General features: G+C 59.6%; 20 protein-coding genes and 1 other annotated feature. Of the genes, 15 read left to right on the top strand and 5 right to left on the bottom strand.

Features of this window, described 5'->3' with window-relative positions:
* Genes aroA through aroF form a run of 5 tightly spaced genes read right to left on the bottom strand, consistent with a single transcriptional unit; the run spans position 1 to position 5,634 of the window.
* Positions 1–1,272 carry a 3-phosphoshikimate 1-carboxyvinyltransferase gene (aroA, locus tag ACESSO_RS15370; protein WP_373166427.1) on the bottom strand — a complete coding sequence of 424 codons (1,272 nt, stop codon included), beginning with the start codon at positions 1,270–1,272 and terminating at the stop codon, positions 1–3.
* A 4-nt stretch (positions 1,273–1,276) separates the two neighbouring features.
* Positions 1,277–2,416, bottom strand: a complete 1,140-nt coding sequence (gene pheA / locus ACESSO_RS15365) for a prephenate dehydratase (protein WP_373166426.1) — start codon at positions 2,414–2,416, stop codon at positions 1,277–1,279.
* Positions 2,409–3,500, bottom strand: coding sequence for a chorismate synthase (aroC, locus tag ACESSO_RS15360; RefSeq protein ID WP_373166425.1), 1,092 nt, complete (start codon positions 3,498–3,500; stop codon positions 2,409–2,411). Before aroC ends, pheA begins: the two co-directional genes overlap by 8 nt.
* 13 nt (positions 3,501–3,513) lie before the next feature.
* Positions 3,514–4,572 carry a 3-dehydroquinate synthase gene (gene aroB, locus ACESSO_RS15355; RefSeq protein ID WP_373166424.1) on the bottom strand — a complete coding sequence of 353 codons (1,059 nt, stop codon included), beginning with the start codon at positions 4,570–4,572 and terminating at the stop codon, positions 3,514–3,516.
* A gap of 45 nt (positions 4,573–4,617) precedes the next feature.
* The gene (gene aroF / locus ACESSO_RS15350) at positions 4,618–5,634 is read right to left on the bottom strand and encodes a 3-deoxy-7-phosphoheptulonate synthase (protein WP_373166423.1); all 1,017 of its coding nucleotides are present in this window, start codon (positions 5,632–5,634) and stop codon (positions 4,618–4,620) included.
* An 81-nt stretch (positions 5,635–5,715) separates the two neighbouring features.
* Positions 5,716–5,971, bottom strand: a binding site (T-box leader).
* 116 nt (positions 5,972–6,087) lie between these two features.
* On the opposite strand from aroF, the gene ACESSO_RS15345 reads away from it, so the two are divergent.
* The 15 genes from ACESSO_RS15345 (at position 6,088) to ACESSO_RS15275 (ending at position 16,572) form a co-directional block, all read left to right on the top strand.
* Positions 6,088–6,993, top strand: coding sequence for a stage III sporulation protein AB (locus ACESSO_RS15345; RefSeq protein ID WP_373166422.1), 906 nt, complete (start codon positions 6,088–6,090; stop codon positions 6,991–6,993).
* Complete coding sequence (locus ACESSO_RS15340) at positions 6,981–7,499, top strand: stage III sporulation protein AB (RefSeq protein ID WP_373166421.1); 519 nt, start codon at positions 6,981–6,983, stop codon at positions 7,497–7,499. Before ACESSO_RS15345 ends, ACESSO_RS15340 begins: the two co-directional genes overlap by 13 nt.
* Positions 7,500–7,513: 14 nt before the next feature.
* Positions 7,514–7,708, top strand: a complete 195-nt coding sequence (spoIIIAC, locus tag ACESSO_RS15335) for a stage III sporulation protein AC (protein ID WP_107631977.1) — start codon at positions 7,514–7,516, stop codon at positions 7,706–7,708.
* The gene (locus tag ACESSO_RS15330) at positions 7,705–8,094 is read left to right on the top strand and encodes a stage III sporulation AC/AD family protein (RefSeq protein WP_373166420.1); all 390 of its coding nucleotides are present in this window, start codon (positions 7,705–7,707) and stop codon (positions 8,092–8,094) included. Before spoIIIAC ends, ACESSO_RS15330 begins: the two co-directional genes overlap by 4 nt.
* A gap of 13 nt (positions 8,095–8,107) precedes the next feature.
* Positions 8,108–9,202: a hypothetical protein gene (locus ACESSO_RS15325; protein ID WP_373166419.1), complete on the top strand. Its 1,095-nt coding sequence runs from the start codon at positions 8,108–8,110 to the stop codon at positions 9,200–9,202.
* Positions 9,199–9,681 (top strand): hypothetical protein, encoded by a 483-nt coding sequence (locus ACESSO_RS15320; protein WP_373166417.1) that lies wholly within the window; start codon positions 9,199–9,201, stop codon positions 9,679–9,681. The genes ACESSO_RS15325 and ACESSO_RS15320 overlap by 4 nt, the downstream gene beginning before the upstream one ends.
* On the top strand, positions 9,678–10,223 hold the full coding sequence (locus ACESSO_RS15315; protein ID WP_373166416.1) for a hypothetical protein: 546 nt from the start codon (positions 9,678–9,680) through the stop codon (positions 10,221–10,223). The genes ACESSO_RS15320 and ACESSO_RS15315 overlap by 4 nt, the downstream gene beginning before the upstream one ends.
* Positions 10,224–10,257: 34 nt before the next feature.
* A complete protein-coding gene (locus ACESSO_RS15310; protein ID WP_373166414.1) occupies positions 10,258–10,785 on the top strand; it encodes a SpoIIIAH-like family protein in 528 nt (175 codons plus the stop codon).
* Positions 10,786–10,859: 74 nt separating this feature from the next.
* Positions 10,860–11,267, top strand: coding sequence for an Asp23/Gls24 family envelope stress response protein (locus tag ACESSO_RS15305; RefSeq protein ID WP_297275588.1), 408 nt, complete (start codon positions 10,860–10,862; stop codon positions 11,265–11,267).
* A 149-nt stretch (positions 11,268–11,416) separates the two neighbouring features.
* Positions 11,417–11,893, top strand: coding sequence for a transcription antitermination factor NusB (gene nusB / locus ACESSO_RS15300; RefSeq protein WP_373166413.1), 477 nt, complete (start codon positions 11,417–11,419; stop codon positions 11,891–11,893).
* Positions 11,886–12,824, top strand: coding sequence for a DNA-binding protein (locus ACESSO_RS15295; RefSeq protein ID WP_373166412.1), 939 nt, complete (start codon positions 11,886–11,888; stop codon positions 12,822–12,824). Before nusB ends, ACESSO_RS15295 begins: the two co-directional genes overlap by 8 nt.
* A complete protein-coding gene (xseA, locus tag ACESSO_RS15290) occupies positions 12,821–14,116 on the top strand; it encodes an exodeoxyribonuclease VII large subunit (protein ID WP_373166411.1) in 1,296 nt (431 codons plus the stop codon). Before ACESSO_RS15295 ends, xseA begins: the two co-directional genes overlap by 4 nt.
* Complete coding sequence (gene xseB / locus ACESSO_RS15285; RefSeq protein ID WP_297275592.1) at positions 14,097–14,333, top strand: exodeoxyribonuclease VII small subunit; 237 nt, start codon at positions 14,097–14,099, stop codon at positions 14,331–14,333. The genes xseA and xseB overlap by 20 nt, the downstream gene beginning before the upstream one ends.
* Complete coding sequence (locus ACESSO_RS15280; protein ID WP_373166410.1) at positions 14,330–15,214, top strand: polyprenyl synthetase family protein; 885 nt, start codon at positions 14,330–14,332, stop codon at positions 15,212–15,214. The genes xseB and ACESSO_RS15280 overlap by 4 nt, the downstream gene beginning before the upstream one ends.
* A gap of 767 nt (positions 15,215–15,981) precedes the next feature.
* Positions 15,982–16,572 (top strand): hypothetical protein, encoded by a 591-nt coding sequence (locus ACESSO_RS15275; protein ID WP_373166408.1) that lies wholly within the window; start codon positions 15,982–15,984, stop codon positions 16,570–16,572.
* Positions 16,573–16,578: the final 6 nt, after the last annotated feature.

Below are 16,578 nucleotides of genomic sequence, written 5' to 3'. Positions count from 1 at the left end.
TCAGCCCCCCAATGCTTCGAGCGTATCAAAAAAGTCGGGGTAGGAGATGGAAACGACCTCCGGGTCGTTGATACGGCTGGAAGTCTGCGCGCCAAGCGCGAGCACGGCAAGGCTCATGGCAATGCGGTGGTCCTTGTAGGTTTCAAACGAAGCACCGCACGGCGTTTTGCCGCCGTGGATAATCATGCCGTCATCGGTTTCTTCCACGTCTACGCCAGCGCGCGTCAGCTCGGTGACCATTGCGGCGATGCGGTTGGATTCCTTGACCTTAAGCTCCTGCGCGTCGCGGATGACGGTTTCGCCCTCTGCAAACGCGGCCGCAACCGCAAGAACCGGCAGCTCGTCAATCAGACGAGGAATAATCGACCCGCCGATTTCAACGCCGTGCAGACGGCTGTGCCGCACGGTCAGGTCGCAGACCGGCTCGGCGTCGTCGCGGAAGTTAGACTCGGTGATGTCCGCGCCCATTTCGCGCAGCACGTCCAGAATGCCCGTGCGCGTGGGGTTGACGCCGACGTTTCGGATGGTCAGTTCGCTGCCCGGCACAATGGCGCCTGCAACCAGGAAGAACGCCGCAGACGAAATATCTCCCGGCACGGCAATATCAACCGCGTGCAGGTCCTCGGGCGGGTCCAGCGTAATCGTGTTGCCCTCGGTTTCGACTTCCACGCCCAGCGCACGGAACATGCGCTCGGTGTGGTCGCGCGAAGGGGCAGGCTCAATGACTGTTGTCTGTCCCTCGGCATACAATCCCGCGAGCAGAATCGCGCTCTTGAGCTGGGCGGATGCCACCGGCAGGCGGTACTCGATGCCGTGCAGCTCGCTGGGGTATAGCGTCAGCGGACAATAGTTGTCGTTTTTGCCTTCGATGGACGCGCCCATCTCGCGCAGCGGCTTAATGACGCGGCCCATCGGGCGCTTCTGGATGGAAGCGTCGCCGTTGAGTGTCGCGGTGAACGGCTGTCCGGCCAGAATGCCGCACAGCAGGCGGGTGGTGGTGCCGCTGTTGCCGGTGTCGAGCGTTTCCTCCGGCTCACACAGGCCGTGCAGGCCCACGCCCTCGACAATCACTTCCTTTTCCGTGATTTGAATTTCCACGCCCATCTTGCGGAAGCAGTCAATGGTGGACAGACAGTCCTCGCCCATCAGAAAGCCGGTAATATGGGTCGTGCCGTTTGCCAGCGCGCCCAGCATGACCGCGCGGTGCGAAATGGATTTGTCGCCCGGCACGGTGATTTCGCCGCGCAGCGGGCCGCAAGGTTGGATTTGCATTTGTTTACTCCTCCGTTGCATCGGAAACCGGATAGCTGCCGATGACTTTAATGTAGGGCAGCTCCTCATGGAGCTGATATAACAGCGACTGCACGGCATGGTCCTGCATATTGCCGGTGAAGTCTACATAGAACACATAGCACCACGGGCTGTCCTTGACCGGACGGGAATAGATGCCGGTCATGTCGATGCCGTAATGCGTAAAGACATCCAGCACGCGGCCGAGTGAACCGGCGACATTCGGAATGCGGAAGGCAATTTCGATGCGGTTGTCCTCGGGACGGCTGGTGAGCGTGCGGCTGACCGCAATAAAGCGCGTTTCGTTGTGCTTCAGGTCGTTGATGCCCTCGGCAAGAACGGTCAGGCCGTACCGCTCGGCGGCTTCGCGTGAGCAGATTGCCGCCAGATGCGGGTCGCCCTTTTTCTGGACGTTCTGCGCTGCCATCGCTGTGTTGGCAACCTCGATGGCCTCCAGACCGTGTTCGGTGATGAATGCGTGGCATTGGGGCAGAGCGTGTGGGTGCGAGCAGACGCTTTGGATATCGCTCATCTGCGCGCCCGGCACGGCGGCCAGACAGTGCGAGATTTTTTTGATGTACGATTTGTTGATGGACAGGTCGTAGGCAAGCAGCAGGTCATAAACCTCGCTGACCGTGCCTGCAGTCGTGTTCTCGACCGGTACAACGCCCACATCCGCAATGCCGTCGCGCACGGATTGAAATACCTGCTCCCATGTCGGCACATGCTGCGGCTCACAGTTCGGGAAGAGCGCGCGCGCCGCCAGTTCCTGATACGCACCGGGTACGCCCTGATAATAGACGGTTTGGGGGGCGAGTTCGTTCCCGGACGGATGCAGCGGGAAGCGATCGGGCTTCTGCCGCAGCACCTCGCTGTATTGATATTCACGACTGGCACGAATCATGCTTTGCAGAAGTGCGGTATATTTGAGGCAAAGCTCCTCACTCATGCCCTCGGTACGCTTGGCGATGATTTCGGCTTCACGGTCGGGTTTATAGATTTTGTCATCGGTTTCGACCTTGGTCTGTGCCACCTGAAGCGCAAGATCCATTCGTTCCAGAAAAAGCGCGCGGATTTGTTCATCGACGCGGTTGATATCCTGACGGATTTCGGAAAGATCACGCATAGCCGTTCGCCTCCCGCAAAAGATCTGCCAGCGCCACCGCACAGGCCGCTTCAATGACCGGCGCGGCACGTGTGACGATGCAGGGGTCGTGTCGCCCGTGGATGGACAGCGGCTCCACCTTGCCGGTCTGGATATTCAGGGTCTGCTGTGTGGCGGCAATGGATGGCGTGGGCTTGATACACGTCCGCACGATAAGCGGCATGCCATTGGTAATACCACCGTTGACGCCGCCGTTATTGTTGGTCTCGGTTTTGATGATATCGCCGTCTTGATACAGGGTGTCGTTTGCGTGCGAGCCGCGCAGCGCCGCAAAGGCAAAGCCTGCGCCGAATTCCACGCCCTTGACGGCCGGTACGGCAAACAGGATGGAGGACAGGCGGCTTTCCACCGTGTCCATCATCGGACTGCCGATGCCGGCGGGCAGGCCGACGGCCGCGCACTCAATCACGCCGCCGACCGAGTCCTGCGCCTCGCGCGCTTCTTCGATGGCGGCAAGCATGGCGTCCAGCGCGCGCGGATTGTTGACCGGATAGTCGGCTTCCCGCAGCGCATCGAGCTGGGAAACCGGGATATCCACATCATCAAACGGCATATCCTGAATCTGCGCGATGGACTGGATGTGTGAGCCGACCGTTACGCCGCGGGTTTTGAGCCACAGCTTGCACATTGCACCTGCAAACACCAACGGAGCGGTCAGACGACCGGAAAAATGACCGCCGCCGCGCGGGTCGTTGCAGCCGTGGTAGCGTATCATCCCGGTGTAATCCGCGTGGCCCGGGCGGGGCTGCGCGGCCAGAGCGGCATAGTCGCCGGAACGCTGATTGGTGTTCTGAATAACCGCACAGATGGGCGCGCCGGTCGTCTGTCCGTTCAACAAGCCGGATTGGATGAGCGGCGTGTCGGCCTCCTTGCGCTGGGTGGACTGTTTATTGCGTCCGGGCGCACGGCGCTCCATCTCGCGCAGGACAAAGGCTTCATCATATGGAACGCCTGCCGGAAAGCCATCGATTACCACGCCGATGCCGGCGCCGTGTGACTCGCCAAAAATGGAAATTTTGATGGCGTTGCCCCAAGTGGAACCCATCGGGCAAACCTCCTTACAGTTTGAGAATGTACTCGTGCAGCGTTTCCGACTCGATTGGCGTAATTTCCGCCCGGCCCGGCTCGCGCACAAGAATGAAGTTGACCGTGCTGCCGAATTTCTTTTTGTCCGACAGCAGCGCATGGAAAATGGCCTCGCGGTCGTGCGTCAGTTCGGTCGGCAAACCAAGCTGCTGCAAAAGCGCAATGAGCGGCGCGGACAAGTCGGCGTCGCCGCGCAGCGCAGCCAGCTGCATCGCGGCGACCATACCGATGGCTACTGCCTGCCCATGGGTCAGTTCGGTATAGTTTCCGAGCTTTTCCGCAGCGTGACCAATGGTATGCCCGAAATTGAGAATCATGCGCAGGCCGGTATCATGCTCGTCGATGGCGACCACATCGCGCTTGATTTTAACGCACTCGTAAATTACGTCCCCAATATGCGCTTTATAGTCCGGCTGCGATACCATTTCCAGAATCGCGGGATTGGCGATATAACCGTATTTGACAACCTCGGCCATGCCGTCGGCAAAGGTGGCATCCGGTAATGTAGCAAGCACATCCGGGTCAATCAGCACGAGCCGCGGCTGATAGAACGCGCCGACAAGGTTCTTGCCCTCGGCAAGGTCGACGCCCGTCTTGCCGCCGACCGAGGAATCCACCTGCGCTAGCAGGGTGGTCGGAATCTGGCACAGCGAGACGCCGCGCAGGAAGGTCGCGGCTGCAAAGCCGGTGATGTCTCCCACCACGCCGCCGCCAAGGGCGATGATGAGGTCCTTGCGCGTCATTCCGGCAGCCAGCAGGTCATGGTAGATACCCTCGACCGTGGAGAGCCGCTTGTGCTCTTCGCCCGCGGGAATGACGGTGGAGCTGACCGGCAGGTCAAACTGCTGCGTGAGCTTTTTCAGATAGAGCGGCGCGACCGTCGAGTCGGTCACAATATGTACGCGGGAAGGGGAGAAAACATCAAGCATCGCTTTGCCCGCGCGGTTCAGCAGGCCGTTTTCAATACAGATTTCGGACAGGCCGTTCGCGCCCGTCAGGTTGAGAGTCTGCACGGCAAAATCTCCTTTCACAAAACATATGCTTTTGCGCGCTGTCAGGCGCAAATCATACGGATATTATAAGTCTCTTCCTACCGCCTGCGCCACTGCACGCAGATTGTGCATGGTTTCGTGGAAGGAATCATAGGTCAGCGACTGCGCACCGTCCGACAGGGCATGCGCGGGGTCGTTGTGCACTTCAATCATCAGGCCGTCCGCGCCCGCAGCGACCGCTGCCTTTGCCAGCGGCTCGACCATCCAGTAGATACCGCCTGCGTGAGACGGGTCAACAACAACCGGCAGGTGGCTCATGCGCTTGAGCACGGGTACTGCCGAGATGTCCAGCGTGTTGCGGGTGTACTTCTCATAGGTGCGGATGCCGCGCTCACACAGGATGACCTGCTCGTTGCCGCCCGCCATAATGTATTCGGCGCTCATCAGGAATTCTTCCATCGTGTTGGCAAAGCCGCGCTTTAAGAGAATCGGCTTGTTGGTCTGACCAAGCTCTTTGAGCAGCTCAAAGTTCTGCATGTTGCGCGCGCCGACCTGGAAGCAGTCGCATTTGTCCATGAACAGGTCGATGTGCGCGGGGTTGGTGATTTCCGTGACAACCGGCAGACCGGTGACCTCATGCGCCTTGTGCAGCAGCTCCAGGCCTTCTGCCTTGAGGCCCTGGAACGAGTACGGGGAGGAACGCGGCTTCCACGCACCGCCGCGCAGCATGGTCGCGCCGTCCGCCTGCACATGCTTGGCCACGTCGATGATTTGCTCTTCGCTCTCGACCGAGCAGGGGCCGGCCATAACAACTAGTTTTTTGCCGCCGACCACAACGCCCGGCGCGATGGTCACTTCGGTATTGTCCGGATGGAATTTGCGGTTGGCCAGCTTGAACGGCTCCTGCACCTTGAGGATGTTCTCGACCTGCGGGTCGCGCAGCAGCGCGTCCTTATCCACCGCGCCCGTGTCGCCGACCAGGCCGATGACGATGGTGCCCGCGCCGTAAATCGGGTTTGCCTTGACGTTCCAGCGCTCAATGTGGCGGGACAGCTCCTCGACGTGCTCACGGGTCGTGCCTTGCTTCATAATGATAATCATAGTTTTTGTCTCTCCTTTGAAATGATGTGGGGTTGGTGTTTGTCCGGCGGAAAAAAGCACAAAAAAAGCCTTTCATCCACAAAGAGGGACGAAAGACAAACGGTTCCGCGGTACCACCCACATTCGGCATAGCGCTATGCCGCACTTTTTTCGGATACAAAAATATCCTATCCCTGTAACGGAGGAAGTCCGTCGGCGCCTACTGGAAATTGCGTTTCAGCGCCGCAGCTCAAGAGGGAACTTCATTGTACCGGCGTCTGCGTCCGTTTCCAGTCATGCCGGACACTCCCTGAAAGCCGCACTTGGAACAATTACTTTCCTCTGTCATCGCTTTGTGCAATATTTATACCTATTATATCCCCAACGGCGCAGCTTGTCAATGCCCGTTTTGTTACGGTTGTGTTGCAGGCATATTCGGGACAGGCCGGGCATAGAGTAGGACAGGTGATGCAAATGGAAGTAAAACAGGACGGAGTATTTTTGCAGGCAATCGGCTGCCTGCCTCCGCCGCGGGCGGCGGAACTGGCGTGGCTGGACGGGCAGCATCAGGTCGAGGAGGTTCGCCTGCGCGTGGGAAGACCGCCGGCTGTGCGCACAGCGGACGGCGAGCGGGAAACGGGCTTTGCACCGGTAACCGCGCAGGAGCTGCGGGAAACGCTCAGCAGGGCGGCGCGGTATTCGGTACATAGCTATGCGGAAAGCTTGCGGCACGGGTTTGTGACGATTGGCGGCGGTCACCGGTTGGGGCTGTGCGGCACGGTAGCCGAGGAAAATGGACAGGTGATTGGGGTGCGCGGGTTGTCGTCGGTCAATCTGCGTGTGGCGCGGCAGATGACAGAGGTGGACGAGATTATCCGGCCGTGGGTCGGTGCGGGTACGCCGCAAAGCGTTCTGCTGCTGTCGCCGCCCGGCTTCGGCAAGACAACGCTCCTGCGCGAATGGGTGCGGCTGGTATCGGATGCGGGGCATGCGGTCGCGGTGGCGGACGAGCGCGGAGAGATTGCCGCTCTGTCGGACGGTGCGCCGCAGTTTGCGGTCGGCAGATGCACGGATGTGCTGGAAAACTGCGCGAAACAGCAGGCGGCGCTCATGCTGCTTAAAACCATGTCGCCCGAGCTGATTGCTTTTGACGAAATCACCGCACCCGAGGATGTGGAGGCAGTTTCCCTGTGCGCGCACTGCGGTACGGCGGTGCTGGCCAGCGCGCATGCGGCGGATGTGGACGATTTGCACCGAAGGCCGCTGTATCGTGCGCTGCTGGAGCTGCATGTGTTCGAGCGAGCTGTAATCATCACACGGGAAGAAGGAAAACGACGCTATCGAATGGAGAAAATGGAGGGAAACCTATGCTCAAGCTAATGGGTTCGGTGATGATATTCGGCGCCTGTGCGGCGCTGGGGCTTTCCGCGCGGCAAGGGCTGCGGCGGCGCGTCACGGCAGCGGACGCGATGCTGCTGGCGCTGCATCTGATGAGCGGCGAAATCTCCGGTCGCCGCACGCCGGTACCCGAGATAGTCGGCCAGCTGGCCGAGAGCGAAAACAGGATCATCCGCACGGTTTTCGGTCATCTGCGGCGGCGCCTGCGGGAGGAAAACGGGCTGTCTCTGGGGTATTTGTGGCGTTCATCGCTGCGAGACTGCCGGGAACAGGTCGGACTGGGACAGCCTGAGTGCGAAATCCTGTCCGAAGCGGCGGCGTGGCTCGGTCGGTATGACGCTGCCGAGCAGGTCGCCGGTCTGGAGCAGATTGCGCGGCGTCTTGCGGCGGCGCGCGATACTGCGGCGGGAGAACTGCAAAACAAGGGAAATCTGTACCGCACCTGCGGCATTGCGCTGGGGATTCTGGTGGTGCTGGTGCTGATCTGAGGACGGAGGAACATATGGACGTTGATCTCATTTTCCGTATTGCGGCGGTCGGTATTCTGGTGGCGGTGCTCGGACAGCTGCTGACACGGTCGGGACGGGAGGAACAGGCGCTGATGACCACGCTGGCGGGGCTCATCGTCGTGCTGATGCTGATTGTGCAGGAAATCAGCCAGCTGTTTTCGATGATGAAAAGCGTATTCGGGTTTTGAACAGCCTGATTGCGGCCTGTGGGCTGGTGCTGCTGGTGCTGGTATTGTCAATGACGCTCAAAAAGGATGCGCCTGCAATCGCGTTCCTGCTGACGCTGACGGCGGGGGTACTCATCCTGCTGCGGGCCTTTGCACTGGTGGGCGGCACGATGCAGCGGTTTTCCGGTCTGCTGACACAGGGCGGCATTACGCAAAGCCTGTATCTGCCGGTGCTCAAAACCGTTGGTGTGGCGGTTGTAGTGCGCATTATGAGTGCGCTGTGCCGGGACAGCGGACAGTCCGCGCTTGCTGCAAAGCTTGAAATCATGGGCGCGATTCTGGCGCTTTCCATGTGTCTGCCGCTGCTCGAGCAGGTGCTCGAGCTGGTGGCGGACTGGACGATATGAAAGGGAACGGACAATGAAAAAGGTGTTTGCAGTGCTGCTCGTGCTGCTGGCATGCATCACGGCGGCGGCCGCGGCAGAAGGAGAGGGCGCGGCGCAGGGGGATGCCCTGCTTGGGGCCGTGCCGGGGGAGCAGCGCGCGTATCTGGATGGCATTGACATGGATACAGCGGACGAGCTGGGGGTTTCGTTTGCCCGTCTGCTGGAGAACACGGCACAGGACAGCCGCAGCGCGCTCAAAAACGCGCTGAGCGGACTGGTGCGGGTGGCGATTGTGGTGGTGCTGACCGCAGCCGGACGCGGTTTTTCCGCGGCAGCGGGCGGTGCGGCGGATGCGTGGATTGACATGGCGGGTGCGCTGGGATGTGCGGCGGTGCTGCTGCAGGATTTTACCGGCGTGCTCGCGCTGTGCCGCGAAACACTTTCGGAAATCAGTTTATTTTCCAGCACGCTGCAGCCGGTGCTGGCAACCGTTCTGTCGGCAGGCGGGAACGCCGCGACGGCGACCGCCTTGCAGGTGGCAACGATGGTGGTGTTCGATTTGGTCATCCGACTGATAAACGTGCTCTTGGTACCCGCGGCATGCGCATATCTTGCAGTCGTCGCTGTGGACGCGGCGACGGGCAACGGCATGCTGCACGGCATTGCGGACGGCATCAAGGGACTGACCTCGGGCGCGCTCAAGCTGATTTTAACCGTATTCACCGCCTATCTGACCATTGCGGGCGGAGTGTCGGGCAACGTGGACCGGATGGCGCTTAAGACAGCGAAATTCGCGGTTTCGGGTGCGGTGCCGGTGGTTGGCGGCGTCATTTCGGACGCGACCGAGACCGTCCTTTCGGGCGCGGCGCTGCTGCGCAGCTCGATAGGCGTGTTCGGCATGCTGTGCGTGACGGCGATTTGTCTGATTCCGTTTCTGCGTGTGGGTGCAAGCTACCTGTGCTATAAGGCGGGCGCGGCGGTTCTTTCCCCGCTTTGCTCGAACAGTCTGCGGCAGATGCTGGAGGGGGTGAGCACGGGCTTCGGCTTGCTGCTCGGCATGCTGAGCACCTGCTGTCTGATTCTGTACTTGGAGCTGGTTTATGTGGTTGCGATGGTGAAGCCGATATGAGTGAATTGTTTCATACCATTCTGCTGCGCGTGACGCTGGCGGGCGTCGCGTCCGCGGTGGCGCTGCGCGTGGTGGAAGGCGGCGCGCTGCGTGAGATTGTCAAGCTGGCGGCAGGGCTGCTGATGCTGCTGGCGCTGCTCCAGCCGCTGGCAGGGCTGCGCCTGACCGGTTGGGACGGTGTGCGGGACGGGGCGCTTGCGGGCATTGACGTAGATGCGATACAGGAGCAAAACGCACAGACGACGATGAGCACGGTCGCGGCCAGCATTGCGGACGCGCTCGAGAGCAGCGCGCAGGCCAAAGGCTTTGACTGTTCGGTACATGTGACAATGGAGAACGATGAAAACGGTATATTACAGGTGGGAAAGGTAACGGTGTACTATCAAAGTGCGGACGCGGCGCGGCTGGATGAGCTGAAAACGCTGGTGACCGAGGGCTGCGGTGTAGATGCGGACAGACAGGAGTGGGTGGCGCAATGAAGGAACAGTGGAAGGAGTGGCTGCGCGCGGCGCAGCAAAAGATAGTGCCGCTTGCGGTTAAATACCGCGCGGTTCTGATTGTGCTGCTGGCAGGGGTGTTGCTGCTCGCCTCAGGCGGACGCGGCGCGCAGGAGACCGCGGCATCGGCGGATGTGACGGAGGGGGAAGCCGCGTTTGACCTTGCCGCTTTTGAGCAGACGCTGTGCGATAAGCTGGCGGCAGTGGACGGCGTGGGACGGGTTCAGCTGATGCTGTCGCTCGAACAGAGCGGCGAAGCGGTTTATGCGGTCAACACCCGACAGACGACCGGCATGGACAGCAGCCAGAGTTATGAAAGTGATTTGACCATTCTCAGCGACGGCAGCTACGGAGAAAAACCCGTAACGGTCAAAAACCTGCTGCCGACGTTTCGCGGTGCGGTCGTTTTGTGCGACGGCGCGGATAATGCACAGGTGCGTCTGGCGGTGACGCAGGCGGTCAGTACAGTGTGCGGCATCGGGACGGACAAAGTTACGGTTCTGAAAATGTCCGATGCATCATAAAACATAGTAACCAAATACAGGAGGGCGAGCAGTGATGAAAAAAATCAAGAAACGCGGCGCGGTATACGGTGTGATCGCGCTGCTGCTATGCGCGGCGGTTTACTTAAACTGGAGTTATGTTGACGCGCCGGAGGAGCTGCTGGTGGCCGGACAGACCGGTGCAGATACAACAGGGGCGGACACCGACACGGCGGCAGGTGCGGAGGGGGAAGATTATTTCGCAACCTCCCGTCTGACACGCGAGCAGGCGCGGGATGAGGCAGTGAGCACGCTGCGCGAGCTGAGCGAGAGCGAGGATGCGGATCAGGCGGCCAAGGACGAGGCAGCCGCGCAGATTTCCGCGCTGGCGGATGATTCGGTTGCCGAGGCGAACATCGAAAGCCTGATTCGCGCCAAAGGGTATGCGGATGCAGTGGTGATGATTGGAGACAGCAGCGTCAACGTCGTGGTTGCGCCGCCGGACGGCGGCTTGCAGGCAACCGATGTGACGGTCATCAAAGATATCGTGGTCAGTGAAACCGGCATGACCGCGGGACAGGTCAAGATAGTGGAAGCAGAGTGAGCTGTCGGACACGTATTTTTGCTTTGCATTTTGCCAAAACTGTGCTATAATCCGTTTAAAGGAGAGTGAGCACTATGGCGGATCACAAGGAGTATTGGTCGACCGAGAGCGATCAGGGTTCCATTCGGATTTCCGAGGACGTTGTCGCATCTATCGCGGCGCTGGCCACTTCGGAAACCGCAGGAGTGAGTGGTTTGTATTCCACTTTAACCAGTGACATCGTTGGCTTTTTGAGTAAAAAGAACCTTTCCAAGGGCGTCCGCATTGAAATCGGCGAGGAGGGAACGGTCAAAATCGAGATCGGTTTTCTTGCGCTGTTCGGTCACAACATCTGTGAGGTGGCAAAGCAGGTGCAGGAGAATGTGCGGTCTTCGGTCGAATCCATGACCGGCCTGAAGGTCACCGAGGTCAATGTGCATGTCGGCGGTGTGACGTTTGCACCCGCCCCGGCAGTTGAGGAACAGCCTGCGGAGCAGGAATAAGAACGGCATCAAAACGGCAGGGCGTGTCGCCCTGTCGTTTTCTTTTGTTCCGGCGTGCCTTTTCGGGAATAGCACCTTGCAACTTTGGCGAAAATAGGATAAAATAAGGCGTAACCGAAAAATGGGAGGAAACTGCCGCTGTGAGTGTGATGAGCAGAACGAAAGCAAGAGAAATTGCGCTGCACCTGATTTTTGAAATGGGGTTCCAGCAGTTTGAGGACGAAAATTTGGAAGAGCGGCTGGATGAGTCCATCATGGCCTCAATCAGCGGCGATATTGCGCTGTATGCGGGCAAACTGTCCGAAGCGCAGACCGAGTACATCCGCGCGGTGGTAAAGGGTGTGGCCGCACGCCAGCAGGAGCTGGATGAGACGATTGCAGCCTTCTCCAAGGGCTGGAAAATCAGCCGCATGTCGCGCATGACTGTGGCGGTGCTGCGCCTTGCCATTTATGAGATGCGCTATGTGGAAGATGTGCCGGTGGGCGCGGCTATCAATGAAGCGGTCGAGTTGGCCAAGGTATACGACACGGACGAGGCCGCGGCGTTCATCAATGGCGTACTTGGATCGGTAGCGCGTGCCGCACAACCCGATGCGCCGGCGCCGGCGGAGAATGCCGATGCCTGAGCGTTTTCTGGGGATTGATACCTCAAACTACCGCACGTCTGCTGCGGTATTTGACGCTGAAAACGGCGCGTGGTACAATGAGGGCAGCCTGCTGACTGTGCCGGAGGGCGCAATCGGCCTGCGCCAGTCGGATGCGCTGTTTCAGCATACCGTGCATCTGCATGAGAAAATTGAGGCCCTGCCGCAGGGCGAGGTGCGCGCCATCGGCGTAAGCACCCGCCCGCGCGCGGTCGAGGGCTCGTACATGCCGTGCTTTTTGGCGGGTCAGAGCGTCGCGCGCAGCGCGGCGCATTTGCTATCTGTGCCCCTTTTTCCTGTATCGCACCAGCAGGGGCATATCGCGGCGGCGGCGCTCTCCGCCGGGCGGCTCAATCTGCTGGACGAGCCGTTTCTCGCATGGCATCTGTCGGGCGGGACGAGTGAGCTGCTGTATGTGACGCCGGGGGCGGACGGCCTGCCGGACTGTACTTGCATCGGCGGCACGACCGACCTCGCAGCGGGACAGCTCATCGACCGTGCGGGCGCGCTGCTGGGGTTGCCGTTTCCGTCGGGCGCGGCGCTCGATGCGCTGGCGATGGATGCAGAACCGGAAAAGGGCTATCGCCCCAAGGTGACGGACTGTCGGTTTTCGCTGTCCGGTATGCAAAATCAGGTGGAAAACAAGCACAAGACTGCAAAACCGACGCAGATGGCGCGGTTTACGCTCGAAACAGTGGCCAATGCGGTTGTCAAAGCGACCGAGCAGGCGCTTTTGCAGTATGACTGCCCGGTTTTGTGTGCGGGCGGTGTGATGGCAAGCCGCGTGCTGCGCACGCGCATGAAGCAGGCGTTCGAGGGACGGGTTTGGTTTGCCGAGCCGGTGCTGTCGGGCGATAATGCGGTCGGCGTGGCGGTGCTTGCCGCGCGGCTTTATGAAAGGAACAAAACGTGAGTACGATTTATTCGGTCACACAACTCAATAACGAAATCAAGGAACTGCTCGACACCGTGCCGGGCTACCGCAATCTGCTGGTGCAGGGCGAAATCTCCAATTACAAGGCGCACTCCTCGGGACATCACTATATGAGCCTAAAGGACGAGGGCGCGTCCATCAACGCGGTGATGTTCCGTTCGGACGCGATGCGTCTGAAATTCCGGCTGGAAAACGGCATGAAGGTCATCGTGCGGGCGCGCGTCAGCTCATTCCCGCGCACGGGGCAGGTGCAGCTGTATATTTCCGAGGTAATCCCAGACGGCGCGGGTGCACTCAACCTTGCCTTTGAGCAGCTGAAGAAAAAATTGCAGGCCGAAGGCTTGTTTGACCCAATGTATAAGAAGCCCATTCCGCGCATGCCGCGCAAAATTGCGCTCGTCACCTCACCGACCGGCGCGGCGGTGCGCGATATGATTCGTATTCTGGGCCGCCGCTGGCCGCTGGCTGCGGTCACGCTCTATCCCGCGCAGGTGCAGGGACAGGGGGCGGCGGACAGCATCGCGCGGGCGATTGGACTTGCCAATGCGATTGGCGAGGCGGACGTCATTCTGTGCGGACGCGGCGGCGGGTCGATGGAGGACCTGTGGGCGTTTAACGAGGAGGCGGTCGCGCGGGCGATTTTTGCATCTGAAATTCCGGTGATTTCGGCGGTCGGCCATGAGCCGGATGTGACCATTGCGGACTTTGTCGCCGACCTGCGCGCGCCTACACCTTCAGGCGCGGCCGAGCTTGCTGTGCCCGACCGCGCAGAATATGCGTTGAGTCTGCGCACGCTGGACACACGGCTGCACGCGGCGGCGCACAAACAGATACAGCACAAGCAGCGCACGCTGGAGGCTTTGCAGCAGCGGCTGGAAACGCGCAATCCCATTCGGTATATCGAAGAAAAGCGCGTGATGCTCGACCGGACGGCCGACCGATTGTTCGCGGCATTCCCGGCGTATCTCGCGCGCGAGGAACAGAAGCTGACGCTGCTGCGCCGCCGTTTGCTCGCGGCAGGACGGGACGGTGTGCAGCGCCGCCGTTTGCGGTTTACAAGGACGGTGGCCACGCTGGATGCAATCAGTCCGCTGCGCGTGCTGGCGCGCGGCTATGCGGTGGCGAATAAAGGCGTGCGTGGCGCAGTCATCACGGATGCGTCGATGCTGAAAACAGGCGATATGCTGCATATTCGATTTGCCAAAGGCGCGGCGAGATGCCGCGTGACCGATATTGAGGAGGAACAGAACGATGGCGGAAAAGACATTTGAAAGCCAGATGGAGCGGCTCGAGGAAATCGTCCGCCTGCTGGAAAAGGGAGAAGCGCCGCTCGGGGACAGCATCAAGCTGTTTGAGGAAGGAACCAAGTTGTCTGCGGCGCTGGGCAAGATGCTGGACAAGGCGGAGCAGAAGGTCACGGTCATGCAGGAAAATATGCAGGGCGAGCTGACCGAGCAGCCGTTTGACGCGGAGGAGGCAGGCAAATGACGTTTGCAGAGCAACTGGAAGCGGATATCGCGGTCATTGAGCCTGCACTGGAAAAATACCTGTCCCGCGAAACGGGCGAGGGATATGACCGCATTTTTGAAGCCGCGAAATATTCGGCGATGGCGGGCGGCAAGCGTCTGCGTCCGGTGATTGTGCTGGCGTTCTGCCGCCTGTGCGGCGGAGATACGCAAAAGGCGCTGCCATTTGCGTGTGCGCTCGAGATGATTCACACCTATTCGCTTATCCATGACGACTTGCCGTGCATGGATAACGATGATTTGCGCCGCGGCCGTCCAACCTGCCATAAGGCGTTTGGCGAGGCGACCGCCGTACTCGCAGGCGATGGGCTGCTGACTGCTGCGTTTGAGACTGCGGCCTCGGCTGAGGGCGTATCCGCAGAGACGGTGCTCACCTGTATCCGAATTCTGGGACAGGCGGCAGGCATGAACGGCATGATTGGCGGTCAGGTGCTCGACATGGGCGCAGAGCATCGAAAGATTTCTCTGGACGAGCTGCGCCTGCTGCAAAGCCTCAAGACCGGCTGTCTGCTGCGCGCGGCGTGTGAGCTTGGCTGCGTTGCGGCGGGGAAAAACGACGCACAGACGCTTGAAATGGCGCGCAGCTACGGTGATAAGCTCGGCCTTGCGTTCCAGATTCGGGACGATATGCTGGATATCGAGGGCGACACCGCAACGCTTGGCAAGACGGTCGGCAAAGATGAAAAGAGCGAAAAATCTACCTTTCCGTCGCTGCTGGGCATGGAGGAGTGCCGCAGGCTCGTTGCAAGCCTGACCGACGAGGCGGTGCAGGCGGTATCCGGACAGCCGGAGAGCGCATTTCTCGTCGAATTGGCGCGCAGTTTGACCAATCGGACGAATTAAACGCTGTTTTTTACGCGGTTTTCTTGAATCCGATGGATTTATGTGATAGAATAACAAATAAGTGACGTAGTATCCTAGTCAGCGCATACGATTCCCAGGACGGGCCTAAAAATCCGTAGAAGGGCATATCGATGAAGTCTCTGGTGTTTGCTTCTTACGCCCAGTTTGGGGTGGATGCTGGAGGTTAAGGCTTGCGGGCGCGCTTCAATGGCATGAAGTACCGACCCTCTCGCCGTGGAGACCCGTGACTGTCGGACACCTATAGCATCCCTTTCGGGGTTGATGGATGTCCAACGGCACGGGATGAAACCTGTATTGCGGTGCGGCGGAAGCTGCGCGGAATACGCCGGCCATTGCGGCCGGAAGCCCGCGCGGTGCCCAAAACGCTGTGTGCAGTGTAGCCTGCCTTGCGTGGCCATGGTGGATATCGTATCCGCCCGCGGTTTCCCGGCCAGGAACGCCGCGGGAATTGACGGTTGAAACCATGTCTGCAAAAGAGGCTAAGAATCGTGTTGCCTGCAGTGGAAATCACCTAGGCTATTCAGCAATGAGGCAGGCAGAGGATTGCAGTGCGGACTCAGTGGCAATTCGGTCCCGGTGATGGTAACATCCCGGCACGGACTATAATGGGAAACCCCCACGACGGCGACGCGTGGCAGTCCGCGGGGAAAGCCAACCGAACCTCAAGCCGCAAGATTAACTCGGCCTGCCGTCACTTCTATTTTGATGAAACAACCGAAGGGTTTTGTAAATAAGGAGTATTTTTTTTGGAAGCATCCGATAAACCGAAAAAAAAGAACCAGCCGCCGCAAAAGCCGCGGCTCATCAACACCAAATGGGTGGCGACCATTATGCCGGTCAGCTTTGTGCTGTCGGTTGTGATGAGTTATATGTCGAATGAAGCGCTCAATAGCGCGGGTACAATTTTGTCCTTTGTGGTGCTGTTTTTCTTTATCGCATTGGGCATAGTATTTGATATGATTGGCATTGCCGCCGCATCCGCGACCGAGAAAGAATTTCATTCGATGGCGGCGCATCGCGTGCGCGGCGCGAAGGAAGCGGTGTGGATGACCCGCAACGCGGAAAAGGTATCGAGTATCTGCAACGACGTGGTCGGCGATATCTGCGGCATTATTTCCGGTGCAACCGGTGCGCTGATTGTCGCCAATATCACGGCTGGAATGAACGGTGTGAAAGTGGTGTTGGTGTCGCTTTTGGTGACCGGTTTGATTTCTGCGATGACAATCGGCGGCAAAGCGGCCGGCAAAGGCGTGGCGATCGCGTTCAGCAGCCGGGTGCTGGCTATTTGCGGACGGGTGTTGTCCGTACTGCCGTTTTCGCTGGACAGCAAGAGATAGAAAAAT

The sequence above is a fragment of the Agathobaculum sp. Marseille-P7918 genome, assembly GCF_964248325.1.
Lineage (GTDB): Bacteria > Bacillota > Clostridia > Oscillospirales > Butyricicoccaceae > Agathobaculum.
The sequence above is the reverse complement of the archived record's forward strand: the minus strand, read 5'-3'. Positions and strand labels throughout refer to the sequence as shown.

What these genes read in the sequence shown, in the direction of transcription:
- aroA (WP_373166427.1), bottom strand. Translation starts at nt 1,272, where the DNA reads ATGCAAATCCAACCTTGCGGCCCGCTGCGCGGCGAAATCACCGTGCCG.
- pheA (WP_373166426.1), bottom strand. Translation starts at nt 2,416, where the DNA reads ATGCGTGATCTTTCCGAAATCCGTCAGGATATCAACCGCGTCGATGAA.
- aroC (WP_373166425.1), bottom strand. Translation starts at nt 3,500, where the DNA reads ATGGGTTCCACTTGGGGCAACGCCATCAAAATTTCCATTTTTGGCGAG.
- aroF (WP_373166423.1), bottom strand. Translation starts at nt 5,634, where the DNA reads ATGATTATCATTATGAAGCAAGGCACGACCCGTGAGCACGTCGAGGAG.
- ACESSO_RS15345 (WP_373166422.1), top strand. Translation starts at nt 6,088, where the DNA reads ATGGAAGTAAAACAGGACGGAGTATTTTTGCAGGCAATCGGCTGCCTG.
- ACESSO_RS15340 (WP_373166421.1), top strand. Translation starts at nt 6,981, where the DNA reads ATGCTCAAGCTAATGGGTTCGGTGATGATATTCGGCGCCTGTGCGGCG.
- spoIIIAC (WP_107631977.1), top strand. Translation starts at nt 7,514, where the DNA reads ATGGACGTTGATCTCATTTTCCGTATTGCGGCGGTCGGTATTCTGGTG.
- ACESSO_RS15325 (WP_373166419.1), top strand. Translation starts at nt 8,108, where the DNA reads ATGAAAAAGGTGTTTGCAGTGCTGCTCGTGCTGCTGGCATGCATCACG.
- ACESSO_RS15320 (WP_373166417.1), top strand. Translation starts at nt 9,199, where the DNA reads ATGAGTGAATTGTTTCATACCATTCTGCTGCGCGTGACGCTGGCGGGC.
- ACESSO_RS15315 (WP_373166416.1), top strand. Translation starts at nt 9,678, where the DNA reads ATGAAGGAACAGTGGAAGGAGTGGCTGCGCGCGGCGCAGCAAAAGATA.
- ACESSO_RS15310 (WP_373166414.1), top strand. Translation starts at nt 10,258, where the DNA reads ATGAAAAAAATCAAGAAACGCGGCGCGGTATACGGTGTGATCGCGCTG.
- ACESSO_RS15305 (WP_297275588.1), top strand. Translation starts at nt 10,860, where the DNA reads ATGGCGGATCACAAGGAGTATTGGTCGACCGAGAGCGATCAGGGTTCC.
- nusB (WP_373166413.1), top strand. Translation starts at nt 11,417, where the DNA reads ATGAGCAGAACGAAAGCAAGAGAAATTGCGCTGCACCTGATTTTTGAA.
- ACESSO_RS15295 (WP_373166412.1), top strand. Translation starts at nt 11,886, where the DNA reads ATGCCTGAGCGTTTTCTGGGGATTGATACCTCAAACTACCGCACGTCT.
- xseB (WP_297275592.1), top strand. Translation starts at nt 14,097, where the DNA reads ATGGCGGAAAAGACATTTGAAAGCCAGATGGAGCGGCTCGAGGAAATC.
- ACESSO_RS15280 (WP_373166410.1), top strand. Translation starts at nt 14,330, where the DNA reads ATGACGTTTGCAGAGCAACTGGAAGCGGATATCGCGGTCATTGAGCCT.